The 13,696-nt window shown below is 73.6% G+C and carries 9 protein-coding genes; 6 read left to right on the forward strand and 3 right to left on the reverse strand.

Annotation, left to right across the window (positions count from 1 at the left end; genetic code table 11):
- Positions 1–198 precede the first annotated feature (198 nt).
- Positions 199–2,628: an MMPL family transporter gene (locus ACF053_RS13890; RefSeq protein WP_449336536.1), complete on the forward strand. Its 2,430-nt coding sequence runs from the start codon at positions 199–201 to the stop codon at positions 2,626–2,628.
- 197 nt (positions 2,629–2,825) lie between these two features.
- On the opposite strand, the gene ACF053_RS13895 is transcribed toward ACF053_RS13890, so the two are convergent.
- The 3 genes from ACF053_RS13895 to ACF053_RS13905 all read right to left on the reverse strand — a co-directional run bounded on the left by ACF053_RS13895 (position 2,826) and on the right by ACF053_RS13905 (position 5,453).
- Positions 2,826–2,999, reverse strand: a complete 174-nt coding sequence (locus ACF053_RS13895) for a DUF6191 domain-containing protein (RefSeq protein ID WP_391954111.1) — start codon at positions 2,997–2,999, stop codon at positions 2,826–2,828.
- A 28-nt stretch (positions 3,000–3,027) separates the two neighbouring features.
- A complete protein-coding gene (locus tag ACF053_RS13900) occupies positions 3,028–4,185 on the reverse strand; it encodes a PQQ-dependent sugar dehydrogenase (RefSeq protein ID WP_391954112.1) in 1,158 nt (385 codons plus the stop codon).
- 260 nt (positions 4,186–4,445) lie between these two features.
- The gene (locus ACF053_RS13905) at positions 4,446–5,453 is read right to left on the reverse strand and encodes an aldo/keto reductase (RefSeq protein WP_391954065.1); all 1,008 of its coding nucleotides are present in this window, start codon (positions 5,451–5,453) and stop codon (positions 4,446–4,448) included.
- A gap of 74 nt (positions 5,454–5,527) precedes the next feature.
- Between ACF053_RS13905 and ACF053_RS13910 the strand changes: the two genes are divergently transcribed.
- From ACF053_RS13910 to ilvC, 5 genes are all read left to right on the forward strand, one after another.
- The gene (locus tag ACF053_RS13910; RefSeq protein ID WP_391954066.1) at positions 5,528–6,502 is read left to right on the forward strand and encodes a 2-hydroxyacid dehydrogenase; all 975 of its coding nucleotides are present in this window, start codon (positions 5,528–5,530) and stop codon (positions 6,500–6,502) included.
- Between the two features lie 455 nt (positions 6,503–6,957).
- A complete protein-coding gene (locus ACF053_RS13915; RefSeq protein WP_391954067.1) occupies positions 6,958–9,831 on the forward strand; it encodes a putative bifunctional diguanylate cyclase/phosphodiesterase in 2,874 nt (957 codons plus the stop codon).
- A gap of 244 nt (positions 9,832–10,075) precedes the next feature.
- The gene (locus ACF053_RS13920) at positions 10,076–11,929 is read left to right on the forward strand and encodes an acetolactate synthase large subunit (RefSeq protein WP_391954068.1); all 1,854 of its coding nucleotides are present in this window, start codon (positions 10,076–10,078) and stop codon (positions 11,927–11,929) included.
- Between the two features lie 35 nt (positions 11,930–11,964).
- On the forward strand, positions 11,965–12,489 hold the full coding sequence (gene ilvN / locus ACF053_RS13925; RefSeq protein ID WP_228983860.1) for an acetolactate synthase small subunit: 525 nt from the start codon (positions 11,965–11,967) through the stop codon (positions 12,487–12,489).
- A 92-nt stretch (positions 12,490–12,581) separates the two neighbouring features.
- The gene (ilvC, locus tag ACF053_RS13930; protein ID WP_058945527.1) at positions 12,582–13,583 is read left to right on the forward strand and encodes a ketol-acid reductoisomerase; all 1,002 of its coding nucleotides are present in this window, start codon (positions 12,582–12,584) and stop codon (positions 13,581–13,583) included.
- Positions 13,584–13,696 lie beyond the last annotated feature (113 nt).

Genomic DNA, 13,696 nt, shown 5'->3' on the forward strand with positions numbered 1-13,696 from the left:
GGTGCCGCCGCGTCCTCCAGTCGGAGCTGTGACGAAGCCCACGAAAGGGGCAAACGATCATTTATCGCTGTCAGAGTTGGCTCGCACAGGGCCAAGTGTTCCCCCGGGAGGTTCCCGGCGAAGGACCACGAACCTCAGGGAGCGAACCTTTTGGCAGCCATCGCCCGGTGGTGCGTGCGCCACCGACTCGTCGTCGTCCTGCTCTGGCTCGTCGCGTTCGGCGGCGCCGCGGCGGCCACGGGCGTCGCCGGCACCGCGTACTCGAACGAGTACGAGGCCCCGGGCACCGAGTCGGGCCGCGCGACGGCCGTGCTCCGCGAGGCGTTCCCGGGCAGCGGCGGCGACAGCGCCACCGTCGTCTGGCACACCGACCGCGGCGACGTGCGCGCACCGGCGGTCGTCCAGCGGATCGCCCCCATGCTCGACGCGGTCGCCGCCCTGCCGGGCGTCGCGGCCGTCACCTCCCCGTACGGCCCCGCCGGGCTTTCCGAGGTCGCGGACGGCACACCGCAGGCGCGGTCGGCCGGGCAGCAGACGACGCGCACCACGACCGGGGCGGGGACGCCGACGGGGACCGGGGCGGCGACCGGCACGGGGACGGCGACGGCGGGAGCGACCGGAATCGCGACAGCGACCGGAACCGGGACCGCGACAGCGACCGGGACCGCGACAGCGACCGGAACCGGGACCGGGGCCGCGGCGGCGACGCGGGACTCCGGCACGCCCCACGGCGGGATCAGCGAGGACCGCCGGACCGCCTACGCCACCGTCACCTTCGACCAGCGCGTCGAGGACATCGACGCGGCGAGGGCCGACGCCCTCGTCGACACCGCCCGCCAGGCGGCCGGCGACGGCGTCCGGGTCGAGGTCGGCGGGAGCGTGGCCGCCCTGACCGGGGGCGGCGGCGGGCACACCGCCGAGATCGTGGGCGTCGCCGTCGCCGCGGTCGTGCTCTTCCTCGCCTTCGGCTCCCTCGCGGCCAGCCTCCTGCCGATCGCCACGGCCCTGGTGAGCGTCGGCACCGCCGCCTCCGGCATCGCCCTCCTGGGCCACGTCATGACGGTCGCGGACTTCGCCCCGATGCTCGGCATGCTCATCGGGCTCGGCGTCGGCATCGACTACGCCCTGTTCATCGTCACGCGGCACCGCAAGGGCCTCAAGCGCGGCCTCGGCGTCGCCGAGGCCGCCGGGAGCGCCGTCGCCACCACCGGCCGGGCCGTCGTCTTCGCCGGCGCGACCGTCTGCATCGCCCTGCTCGGCATGCTCACGCTGCGGCTCGGCTTCCTCAACGGCGTCGCCATAGCGGCGTCCCTGACGGTGGTCCTCACCGTCGTCGCCTCCGTGACGCTGCTGCCCGCCCTGCTCTCCCTCATCGGCATGCGCGCGCTCTCCCGCCGCGAGCGCCGCCGCCTCGCCGAGCACGGCCCGCAGCCCGAGCCCCCCACCGGGTTCGCCGCCCGCTGGTCCGCGTTCGTCGAGCGCCACCCGAAGAAGCTCGGCGCCGTCGCCGCCGTCGTGATGCTCGTCCTGGCGCTGCCCACGCTCTCGCTCCGCCTGGGCACCTCCGACCAGGGCAACGACCCCGCGTCGGCCACCACCCGGCAGGCGTACGACCTGCTCGCCGGCGGCCCGGACGGCGGCGGCTTCGGCCCCGGCGTCAACGGGCCCCTCACCCTCGTCGCCGAGCTGGAGGGCGCCGGCGACCGCATCGCCATGAACCGGCTCGCGGCCCGGCTGCCCGCCACGCCCGGCGTCGAGTCCGTCGGCCCCGTCACGTACAGCGGCAGCGGCAACGCCGCGGTGGTCACCGTCGTCCCGGAGTCAGCGCCCCAGTCGCAGGAGACCAGCGACCTGGTCGACCGGCTCCGCCAGGAGGTCCTGCCCGCCGCCGAGGCGGGCAGCTCCCTCGACGTCCACGTCGGCGGCGTCACCGCGGTGTACGACGACTTCGCCCGGGTCATCATCGGCAAGCTGCCGCTCTTCGTCGGCGTCGTCATCGCCCTCGGCTGCCTGCTGCTCCTGCTCGCCTTCCGGTCCGTCGGCATCCCGCTGAAGGCCGCCGTGATGAACGTCGCCGCCGTCGCCTCCGCGTTCGGCGTCGTCGTCGCCGTCTTCCAGTGGGGGTGGGGCAGCGAACTGCTCGGCCTGGGACGGGCGGGTCCCATCGAACCCTTCCTGCCGGTGATCGCCGTGTCGGTGCTCTTCGGGCTGTCCATGGACTACCAGGTGTTCCTGGTGAGCCGCATGTACGAGGAGTGGCTGGAGACCCGGGACAACCGGCGGGCCGTCCGCGTCGGTCTCGCCGAGACCAGCCGGGTGATCAATTCCGCCGCGGTCATCATGATCGCCGTCTTCCTGGCGTTCGTCCTCTCCGGGGACCGGGTCATCGCGATGTTCGGCATCGGCCTCGCCGCGGCGGTCGCGCTCGACGCGTTCGTCCTGCGGACGCTACTGGTGCCCGCGCTGATGCACCTGCTCGGCGGTGCCAACTGGTGGCTGCCCCGCTCCCTGGACCGGGTGCTGCCCCGGATCAGCATCGAACCCCCCGAGCCCCCCGAGGTGCCCGGCCCGGCGCGTGTGAAGATCCCCGGGAGGCGCACCAGCGGGGACGGGGAGCTCGTACCGTAGCCCTCCGCGACGGCGGCTCCTCGGGTCGCACGCCGACGGGTCCGCCGTCGGCCCCGGCCGCCCCCACGGCGTCGGCCGTGCCCGCCGGGTCCCGCCACGGGGCGCTCCGCCGGGTCCCGGTCCCGCCACCCGGCGCCGGTCCTCGGCGGGCGGCCCCCGGTCGCGCCGCGCGGCGCCCCGCCCGCCGGGCGGTCGGGTCAGGAGCCGCCCGGGGTCCGCGCCGGCCCCGCCGGTCGTACCGTCACCTTGCCGGAGGCGAGGTCTATCGGCCCGCTCCCCGGGTCGCTGTCGCCGACGTCGACGCGGCTGAGGACCAGGCGCCGCGCCTCCTCGTCGGTGTGCTTGCGCCCCGGCGCGAAGAGCTCGTCCATCGCGTTGCCGAACACGGGCAGCCGCCTCTCACCTGACCTCCAGCAGGAGGATCCTGTCGTCGCCGGCCTCGGGCGTGCCACGGGTGTCGGTCTCGCTCGTGACCAGCCACAGCCGGTCGCCGCCCGCGGCCAGCACCGTGCGCAGCCGGCCGTACGTCCCCTTCAGGAACGCCTGGGGGGCCGCCGAGGGTTCCCCGCCCGCCAGCGGGACCCGCCACAGCCGCTCGCCGCGCAGCGCGGCCATCCACACCGAGCCCCGCGCGACGGCGATGCCGCTCGGCGACGCGTCGGCCACGGGCCACTGGACCGCCGGGTCGACGAACGCGCCCCCACCGCCCTTGCCCTCCGTCTCGGGCCAGCCGTGGTTGCCGCCCGGCCGGACGAGGTTCAGCTCGTCGTACGTGTTCTGGCCGAACTCGGCCGCCCACAGCCGCTTCTGCGCGTCCCAGGCGAGGCCCTGCACGTTGCGGTGGCCGTACGAGTAGACGACCGAGTCCGCCTCCGGATTGCCGTGCACGGGCTGCCCGTCCGGGGTCATCCGCAGGATCTTGCCGCCCAGCGACGCCTTGTCCTGCGCCAGCCCGGTGTCGCCGCTGTCCCCGGTGCCCACGTACAGCATCCCGTCCGGGCCGAACGCGATCCTGCCGCCGTTGTGGACGACGCCCTTCGGGATGTTCCGCAGGACCGTGTCGGGCGCCCCCAACTGCTGCCCGGGGGGCGCCGTCTCGTCGTACAGCAGGCGCGCCACGCGGTTGTCGGACTCGGTGGTGAAGTAGGCGTAGACGAGGTGGTCCTCGGCGTACGTGGGGGAGAGCGCCAGTCCCAGCAGGCCGCCCTCCCCGCCGGGGGCCACGCCCGGCACCTCGCCGAGCACGGTCAGCTTGCCGCTCTCGGCGTCCACGCGCGTGATGGTGCCCCCGTCGCGCGAGGAGACCAGCAGGTCCCCACCGGGCAGCGCGGCCAACCCCCACGGTGACTTCAGCCCCTGGGCCACCGTGGACACCACCCGCACCGACCCCTTGGCGGGCGGGGCGGAGGGCGAGGGCGACGCCGGGGCCGACGGGGAGGCCGACGCGGACGCGGCGGTACGGGGCGGCGGGGCGCTCGCGGGACCCGCCGGGCCGCTCCCTCCGCCCGAGCATCCGGTCGCCAGCAGCAGCGCGGCTGTGGCCGAAACGGCCGTCACAGCGGGACGTCGCACGGTTCTTGGTTCCTTCCCCGGGGCGGAGTGGAGCTCGTCGCCGCCTACCCTAGGGCGTGTCCCGGCGCCTGGCCCGGCGTCCTCCCAGCCTCCCGGCGCTCCCCGGCCCCGGTCCTCCGCCCTGGCCCCCACGCAGCCCGGTCCGGCGTCCGCCCGGCTCCGTCCTCCGCCCCTGCCTCCCCACGCAGCCCGGGTCCGGCGTCCGCCGTGTGCTCCCGGCGCCGGGCCGGCCCCGGTCCTCCGCCTCAGTCCCAGGAGCCGCGTGCCGGGGGCAGGGCGGCGATCTCCGCCAGGTCCCGCGCCGTCAGCGCCAGCCGGGCCGCCCGGGCGTTCTCCACCGCCCAGCGCCCACGCTTCGTGCCCGGCACCGGGACGACGTGCCGCCCCTGTGCCAGCGTCCAGGCGAGCGCGACCTGCGCCGGCGTCGTCCCGGCCGCCTCCCCGCCGTGCCGCTCGGCCACCCGCCGCAACCCCGCGACCAGCGGCTGGTTGGCCGCCATCATCTCGGCGGTGAAGCGCGGGTGGCGCGCCCGCAGGTCCTCCGGCTCGAACCCGCCGCCCGGGGTGAGCGTCCCGGTCAGGAAGCCGTTGCCGAGCGGCATCGCCGCCAGGAACCCCACGCCCCGCGCCGCGCACCACGGCAGCAGCCGGGCGAGCGCCTCCGGCGCCCACACCGACAGCTCCGCCTGCACGGCGCTGACCGGGAACTCCTGCTGGACGCGCTCCAGTTGGCGGATCGTTCCGTCGTACAGGTCCGACGCGCCGCGCCGGGAGCGGCGCACGCCGACCGCACACCACCCGAGCGCCCGTACCTTCCCCGCGGTCACCAGCTCCGCCATGGCGCCCCAGGTCTCCTCCACCGGCACCTCCGGGTCGGCCCGGTGCAGCTGGTACAGGTCGATCACGTCCGTCTGCAGCCGCCGCAGCGACGCGTCGCAGGCCCGCCGCACGTACGACGGCCGGCCGTTGGCCACGATGTGCCCGTCACCCACGAGCAGCCCGCACTTCGTCGCGACGAACGCCTCCGCCCGGCGTCCCCTGAGCGCCCGGCCGAGCAGCAGCTCGTTGGTGAAGGGCCCGTACATGTCGGCGGTGTCGAGCAGGGTCACCCCGGCGTCGAGCGCGGCGTGCACGGCGCCGAGCGAGCGGTCGCCGCGCTGCTGGGAGGCGCTGTAGGCCCAGCTCATCGGCATGCAGCCGAGGCCGACGGCCCCCACCTCCAGCCCGGTCGCCCCGAGTGTCCTGCGCTCCAACTCCCCGTACCTCCCTGTGCGCTCCCGCAAAAACTAACCAATGGCCCGCCGCCCGCTTCGCTTAGCCTCCTGGCATGACTGCTGACGATGTGGACGACACGACCCGGGACGTGTGGCTGCCCGTTCCGGCCGCGGAGGTCGCGGGCCTGCCGGACCCGGCCGTCACCGGGCTGGCCTACCGCTTCTGGGACGGCGGCCCGGAGCTCCCGGCCGACCCGGCGGACTGCGCCTTCTACGTGGTGCCGTACATGAAGGGCATGGAGGTCGCGGTGCGGCCGCTCGCGGCGATGACCTCGCTGCGGGTGGTGCAGACGCTGTCGGCCGGCGTGGACCACGTGACGCCGGGGCTCGGCGACGTGCCGCCCGGGGTGGCCCTGTGCAACGCCCGGGGCGTGCACGAGGCGAGCACGGCCGAGCTCGCCCTCGCGCTGGTGCTCGCCTCGCTGCGCGACCTCCCCGGCTTCGTCCGGGGCCAGGACCGCGAGGAGTGGCGGGCCGGCTTCTACCCTTCGCTCGCCGACAGGTCGGTGCTGATCGTCGGGTACGGGTCGATCGGCGCGGCCATCGACGACCGGCTCGCGCCCTTCGAGTGTGCGCGGGTCGTGCGCGTCGCACGCTCCGCGCGCACCACCGAGCGCGGCCCGGTACACGCCCTCACCGATCTGCCCGCGCTCCTGCCGGACGCCGACGTGGTGATCCTGTCCACGCCGTTGACCGAGGAGACCCACCACCTGGTCGACGCGCGCTTCCTGGCCCGGATGAAGGACGGGGCACTGCTGGTCAACGTCGCCCGGGGGCCCGTGGTGGACACCAAGGCCCTGCTGGCGGAGACGGCGAGCGGGCGCCTGACCGCTGCGCTCGACGTCACCGACCCCGAGCCGCTGCCCGCCGGCCACCCGCTGTGGCACGCCCCGGGCGTGCTGATCAGCCCGCACGTGGGCGGCTCGACCTCGGCGTTCATGCCGCGCGCGAAGCGGCTGATGGTCGAGCAGCTGACCCGGTTCACGGCGGGGGAGCCGCTGCGCAACGTCGTCCTCACCACCGGCTAGCCCGCCCCCGCGGCGCCCCCGCACTCACTCGCGCCCCACGCCCCGCGCTTCGGGCGGAGGTCCGGAAAGCCCGTGTGGTCCGTACCGGCAGCGGGTACGCGGGGCATGTTCCGCCCGCACACACCGACGGAACGTACCCGTGTCGTGTGCCTGCGGCGCATACACCCGGACGGACACGCTCCGGAGCGCCCCGGGTGCGCTCCGTGTCTATAAGCATCTTGATCGTTACGCAGCGTATAAGGCCCCTGTCCCTGAGTGACGAACCTGGTGTATCGTCGCGATCCGGGGGCGCGTCGAGCACGGAAACCGACGCCGGGGAACGAGCTACGCCGACGTGACGGCCGATTCAGAATCCGAGGGGGGCGACGGGCGATGCGCGGACCAGCCAGCAACGATCCGAGGCGGCGGGGCGGTCGGGTCCCCCGTGCCGGCACGATCCGGACGGGGGCCTCCCGGTGAGCGCCCCCGGCGTGGTCATCGAGCGCCGGCCGGTCACCGGCGGAGGCGGCCGGGACGAAGGGTCCGGCGACGGACCGGGCGGCGCGGGCGGTACGACGGGGCAGCTGCTCCTCGGCCTCCTGTGCGCCGCGTACGCGGCCGGGGCCCTGATCGGCTGGGGCTCCGAGGAAGTGGCGCTGTTCATGGGCGATTTCGGGCTGAGTGCCGCCGCCCTGGCCGCGTCCGTCTCCTGCTTCCGCTACGCGCGCGCGCACGCCAGCCGCTTCCGCCCGGCCTGGCTGCTCTTCGCGCTCTCCTCCGCCATGGCCGGCAGCGGCAACGCGGTCTGGGGCTGGTACGAGGTGGTGCTCGACCGGCCGGTCCCGAGCCCGTCCCTCGCCGACCTGTTCTTCCTGCTCTTCGCGCCGCCGGCCATCGTCGGCCTGCTGGTCCTCGCCAAGCGCCCCGTCACCCGGGCCGGCTGGGTCTGCCTCGGCCTCGACTCGTGGCTCATCGCCGGGTCCCTCCTCACGCTCTCCTGGAGCCTCGCGCTCGCGCACACGGCGCGCTTCGAGGGCGAGAGCGTCGCCCGCACGGCGCTCTCCCTCGCCTACCCGCTCCTCGACATCGTGCTCGTCAGCATGGTGCTCGCGTTGCACTTCTGCCGCTCCAAGGAGAACCGCTCCGCGGTCCACACCGCCATCGCGGCACTCGCGCTGACGGTCCTGTGCGACGCGCTGTTCACCTCGCCGCTGCTGCGCGACACCTACCGCTCCGGGCAACTGCTCGACGCGGGCTGGTTCGCGGGTTCCCTGCTCCTGGCCTACGCCCCCTGGGGGCCCCGCAGGGCGCCCGAGGCGGCACCCCCGCACCGCGACCCGCGCCCGCAGCGGCACGCCAGCCGCCCCATCGCCGGGTCGCTCGCCGCGCTCACGCCGTACCTCGCCGCGGCGGTGTGCACGCTCAGCATCCTGTACTCCGTCATCGAGGGCCGCCGAGTGGACCGCGTCGTCGTCTTCACCGGCTGTACGGTCGTGCTGGCCCTCGTCGTCCGGCAGGGGATCATGTTGCTGGACAACATCGCCCTCACTCAGGAGCTGGCCCAGAAGGAGAACCACTTCCGCTCGCTCGTGCAGAGCTCCAGTGACGTCATCATGATCGCCGCGCCCAGCGGGATCCTGCGCTACGTCAGCCCCGCCGCCTCCGGCGTCTACGGTCGCGACGCCGACGAACTGGTCGGCACGGAGCTGTCCGCCCTCATCCACCCCGACGACCTCGGCGGCGTCGTCCACGAGGTGCGGCGGTTCCTGGCCGCCTCGCCCGCGCAGGAGCCCACGACCCGCATCGAGTGCCGCTTCCGGTCCGGCACCGGCGACTGGCTCAACGTCGAGTCCACCGTCAACCGCCACCAGGGCGGCCTGATCTTCAACAGCCGTGACGTCACCGAACGGGTCCGCCTCCAGGCGCAGCTGCAGCACAACGCCGAACACGACCCGCTCACCGACCTGCCCAACCGCGCGCTCTTCACCCACCGCGTCCGGCAGGCCCTCGGCGGCCGACGCTGCGGCGACTCCGGCACGGCCGTGCTCTTCATCGACCTGGACGGCTTCAAGGGCGTCAACGACCGCCTGGGCCACCAGGCGGGCGACGAACTCCTCATCCAGGCCGCCCGCCGCCTGCAGGAGTCCGTGCGGGCCGGGGACACCGCCGCCAGGCTCGGCGGCGACGAGTTCGCCGCGCTCATCGCCGGCGACGCCGGCCACGACCCGGCCGCCCGCGAGTTCCAGGTGCACGAGATCGCCGACCGGCTGCGCCTCACCCTCTCCCAGCCGTACCAGGTGGACGGCTCCGAGGTCCGGGTCGCCGCGTCCATCGGCGTCGCCTTCGCCGAGCCCGGCATCAGCGCCGGCGACCTCCTGCGCAACGCCGACCTCGCCATGTACCGCGCCAAGGCGGGCGGCAAGAACCGCGTCGAGCTGTACGCCCCGCAGATGCAGGCGGAGGTCGTCCGCCGGACCGAGGTGGCCGCCCGGCTGCGCACCGCGCTGCACGACGGGGAGTTCGCCCTCCTGCACCAGCCCGTCGTCGACCTCGCCACCGGCCGGGTCGCCGCCGTCGCCGCCCAGGCCCGCTGGCGCTCCGCCCAGGGCATCCTCTTCACCCCCGCCGAGTTCCTCCGCGTCACCGAGGACGGCGGCGAGCGCACGGCCGAGCTCTCCCGGTGGCTCCTGGAGGAGGCCGTCGCACAGGCCGCCGAGCGGCACCGCCTCGGCCACCGCACGCCCGTCTCGGTCCGCGTCCCCGCCCGCCGCCTCCTCGACCGGTCCGCGCCCCTCGCCACCGTGGAGGCCCTCCTCACCCGGCACGGCCTGCCCTCCGGTGCGCTCATCGTCGAGCTCGCCGACAGCGACCCGCGCCTCTCCTTCGACGACCTCGAACAGCGTCTCGTCGCCCTCCGCAGGCTCGGCGTGCGCATCGCCCTCGACGGGTTCGGCAGCGGGTACGCCGCGATCAACGCCCTGCGCCGGCTGCCCGTGGACATACTGAAGCTGGACCGGGGCCTCGTGGAGGGCGTGGTCGAGTCGGCCAGGCTGCACAAGATCACCAGTGGACTGCTCAGGATCGCCGGCGACCTCGGGCTCCAGTCCGTGGCCGAGGGCGTCGACGTCCCCGAACAGGTCCACGCGCTGCGCGCCATGGGCTGCACGCACGCCCAGGGCGCGGCCTTCTCCGGGCCGCTCGACGAGCACCGGCTGCGGCGCGCCCTGGTCCGGGGTGACTTCCCCGTACCGGGCAGCATCCCCCTGCCCGTGCTGACCGGCGGCGCGCTCCCACCCAGCGCACTTCCGTCGATGCGCTCACATAATGAGACGCGTGTCCCACCCACTTGACACTGACGGTGCGCCGGGTGGAGGGTCAGTTCCATGCGCACCCGAATTCTCGTACTTGGAAAGCGCGTCGGCTGAGCAGGTTCCGATCCACGGCCCTGCGGACCCACACCGGCGCGCTCCCCTCGCTTGCCTCATGGCACGAGGGGTTTTTTGTTGCATCAGCGCCTCACGACAGACCTTGACAGACACCGACAGACCCGCTGAAAACCCTCGCCACCACCCTCAGCTCCGAGAAGAGATTGCGATGACCGAGCAGGCCACCGGGGCCCACCACCCGCAGCCGCGGCCCCGTTCCGGCGGACAGCCCTCCGCCACCGTCGAACACGTCACGGGCGCCCAGTCCCTCATCCGCTCTCTCGAGGAAGTCGGGGCCGACACGGTGTTCGGCATCCCCGGCGGCGCGATCCTCCCCGCCTACGACCCGATGATGGACTCCACCCGGGTCCGCCACGTCCTGGTCCGCCACGAGCAGGGCGCGGGCCACGCCGCCACCGGCTACGCCCAGGCCACCGGCAAGGTCGGTGTCTGCATGGCCACCTCCGGCCCGGGCGCGACCAACCTCGTGACCCCCATCGCCGACGCCCACATGGACTCCGTCCCGCTCGTCGCGATCACCGGCCAGGTCTCGTCCAAGGCGATCGGCACCGACGCCTTCCAGGAAGCCGACATCTGCGGCATCACCATGCCGATCACCAAGCACAACTTCCTGGTCACGAAGGCCGACGACATCCCGCGCACCATCGCCGAGGCCTTCCACATCGCCTCCACCGGCCGCCCGGGCCCCGTCCTCGTCGACATCTCCAAGGACGCCCTCCAGGCGAAGACCACCTTCAGCTGGCCGCCGCAGACCGACCTGCCCGGCTACCGCCCGGTCACCAAGCCGCACGCCAAGCAGATCCGCGAGGCCGCGAAGCTGATCACCGCCGCCAAGCGGCCCGTCCTCTACGTCGGCGGCGGCGTCCTGAAGGCCGGCGCCACCGCAGAGCTGAAGGTCCTCGCCGAGCTGACCGGCGCCCCCGTCACCACCACGCTGATGGCGCTCGGCGCCTTCCCCGACTCGCACCCGCTGCACGTCGGCATGCCCGGCATGCACGGCGCGGTCACCGCCGTCACCGCCCTGCAGAAGGCCGACCTGATCGTCGCCCTCGGCGCCCGCTTCGACGACCGCGTCACCGGCAAGCTCGACAGCTTCGCCCCCTTCGCCAAGATCGTCCACGCGGACATCGACCCGGCCGAGATCGGCAAGAACCGCGCCGCCGACGTCCCGATCGTCGGCGACGCCCGCGAGGTCATCGCCGACCTGGTCCAGGCCGTCCAGGCCGAGCACACCGACGGCAACACCGGGGACTACACCGGCTGGTGGAAGGACCTGAACCGCTGGCGCGAGACCTACCCGCTCGGCTACGACCAGCCGGAGGACGGCAGCCTCGCCCCCCAGCAGGTCATCGAGCGCATCGGCAGGCTCGCCCCGGCCGGCACGATCTTCGCCGCGGGCGTCGGACAGCACCAGATGTGGGCCGCCCACTTCATCCAGTACGACGAGCCGGCCACCTGGCTGAACTCCGGCGGCGCCGGGACCATGGGGTACGCCGTCCCGGCGGCCATGGGCGCCAAGGCCGGTGCCCCGGACCGCACCGTCTGGGCCATCGACGGCGACGGCTGCTTCCAGATGACCAACCAGGAACTGGTCACCTGCGCCCTCAACAACATCCCGATCAAGGTCGCCATCATCAACAACGGCGCCCTCGGGATGGTCCGCCAGTGGCAGACCCTCTTCTACAACCAGCGCTACTCCAACACCGTCCTGCACTCCGGCCCGGAGGCGGACGGCAGGCAGCCGAGCGCCGGCACCCGCATCCCCGACTTCGTGAAGCTGTCCGAGGCCATGGGCTGCGTCGCCCTGCGCTGCGAGCGCCCCGAGGACCTGGACAAGGTCATCGCCGAGGCCAACGCCATCGACGACCGCCCGGTCGTCGTCGACTTCATCGTCCACGAGGACGCCCAGGTCTGGCCGATGGTCGCCGCCGGCACCTCCAACGACGAGGTCATGGCCGCCCGCGGGGTCCGCCCCGACTTCGGCGACGGCGAAGACGACTGAGGCGCCAGAGAGCAGTCAGGAAAGGTACGAGACACATGTCCAAGCACACGCTCTCCGTCCTGGTGGAGAACACCCCCGGCATCCTCGCCCGGATCGCCGCGCTCTTCTCCCGCCGCGGCTTCAACATCGACTCGCTCGCCGTCGGCGTCACCGAGCACCCCGACATCTCCCGCATCACCATCGTGGTCAACGTCGAGGACCTGCCGCTGGAGCAGGTGACCAAGCAGCTCAACAAGCTGGTCAACGTGCTGAAGATCGTCGAGCTGGAGCCCGGCGCCGCCATCGCGCGCGAACTCGTCCTGGTGAAGGTCCGCGCCGACAACGAGACGCGCTCCCAGATCGTCGAGATCGTCCAGCTGTTCCGCGCCAAGACCGTGGACGTCTCGCCCGAGGCGGTGACCATCGAGGCCACCGGATCGAGTGACAAGCTGGAGGCGATGCTGAAGATGCTGGAGCAGTTCGGAATCAAGGAGCTCGTCCAGTCGGGCACGATCGCCATAGGGCGTGGTGCCCGGTCCATCACCGACCGGTCGCTGCGCGCCCTCGACCGCTCGGCGTAGTCCGCGCAGTCCGCGTGGCGAGACCCCCCGACGCCCTCATCCCCGCCCACCGTACGGTGGGACGCACCACCGAACACCCAAGGAGAAACCCAGTGGCCGAGCTGTTCTACGACGACGACGCCGACCTGTCCATCATCCAGGGCCGCAAGGTCGCGGTGATCGGTTACGGCAGCCAGGGCCACGCCCACGCGCTGTCGCTCCGCGACTCCGGTGTCGACGTCCGCGTCGGCCTGCACGAGGGCTCCACCTCCAAGGCGAAGGCCGAGGAGCAGGGCCTGCGTGTGGTGACCCCGGCGGAGGCCGCCGCCGAGGCCGACGTCATCATGATCCTGATCCCGGACCCGATCCAGGCCCAGGTCTACGAGGACTCCATCAAGGGCAACCTCAAGGACGGCGACGCGCTGTTCTTCGCCCACGGCTTCAACGTCCGCTTCGGCTTCATCAAGCCCCCGGCCGGCGTCGACGTCGCCCTGGTCGCCCCGAAGGGCCCGGGCCACCTGGTCCGCCGTCAGTACGAGGAGGGCCGCGGCGTCCCGGCGATCGCCGCCGTCGAGCAGGACGCCACCGGCAACGCCTTCGCGCTCGCCCTCTCCTACGCCAAGGCCATCGGCGGCACCCGTGCGGGCGTCATCAAGACGACCTTCACCGAGGAGACCGAGACGGACCTCTTCGGCGAGCAGGCCGTGCTCTGCGGCGGTGCCTCCGCGCTCGTCAAGGCGGGCTTCGAGACGCTGGTGGAGGCGGGCTACCAGCCGGAGATCGCCTACTTCGAGTGCCTCCACGAGCTGAAGCTCATCGTCGACCTGATGTACGAGGGCGGCCTGGAGAAGATGCGCTGGTCGGTCTCCGAGACCGCCGAGTGGGGCGACTACGTCACGGGCCCCCGCATCGTCACCGACGCCACCAAGGCCGAGATGAAGAAGGTCCTCTCCGAGATCCAGGACGGCACCTTCGCCAAGAACTGGATGGACGAGTACCACGGCGGCCTGAAGAAGTACGACGAGTACAAGACGCAGGACTCCGAGCACCTGCTGGAGACCACCGGCAAGGAGCTGCGCAAGCTCATGAGCTGGGTGGACGACGACAAGGCGTGAGCCGCCGCGGCGGGGGGGGGGGCCCCCCCCCCCCCCCCCCCCCCCCCCCCCCCCCCCCCCCCCCCCACCCCCCCCCCCCCCCCCCCCCCCCCCCGCGGGGGGGCCGCGGCGGC

It is taken from the genome of Streptomyces kanasensis, from assembly GCF_043077165.1.
GTDB lineage: Bacteria > Actinomycetota > Actinomycetes > Streptomycetales > Streptomycetaceae > Streptomyces > Streptomyces changanensis.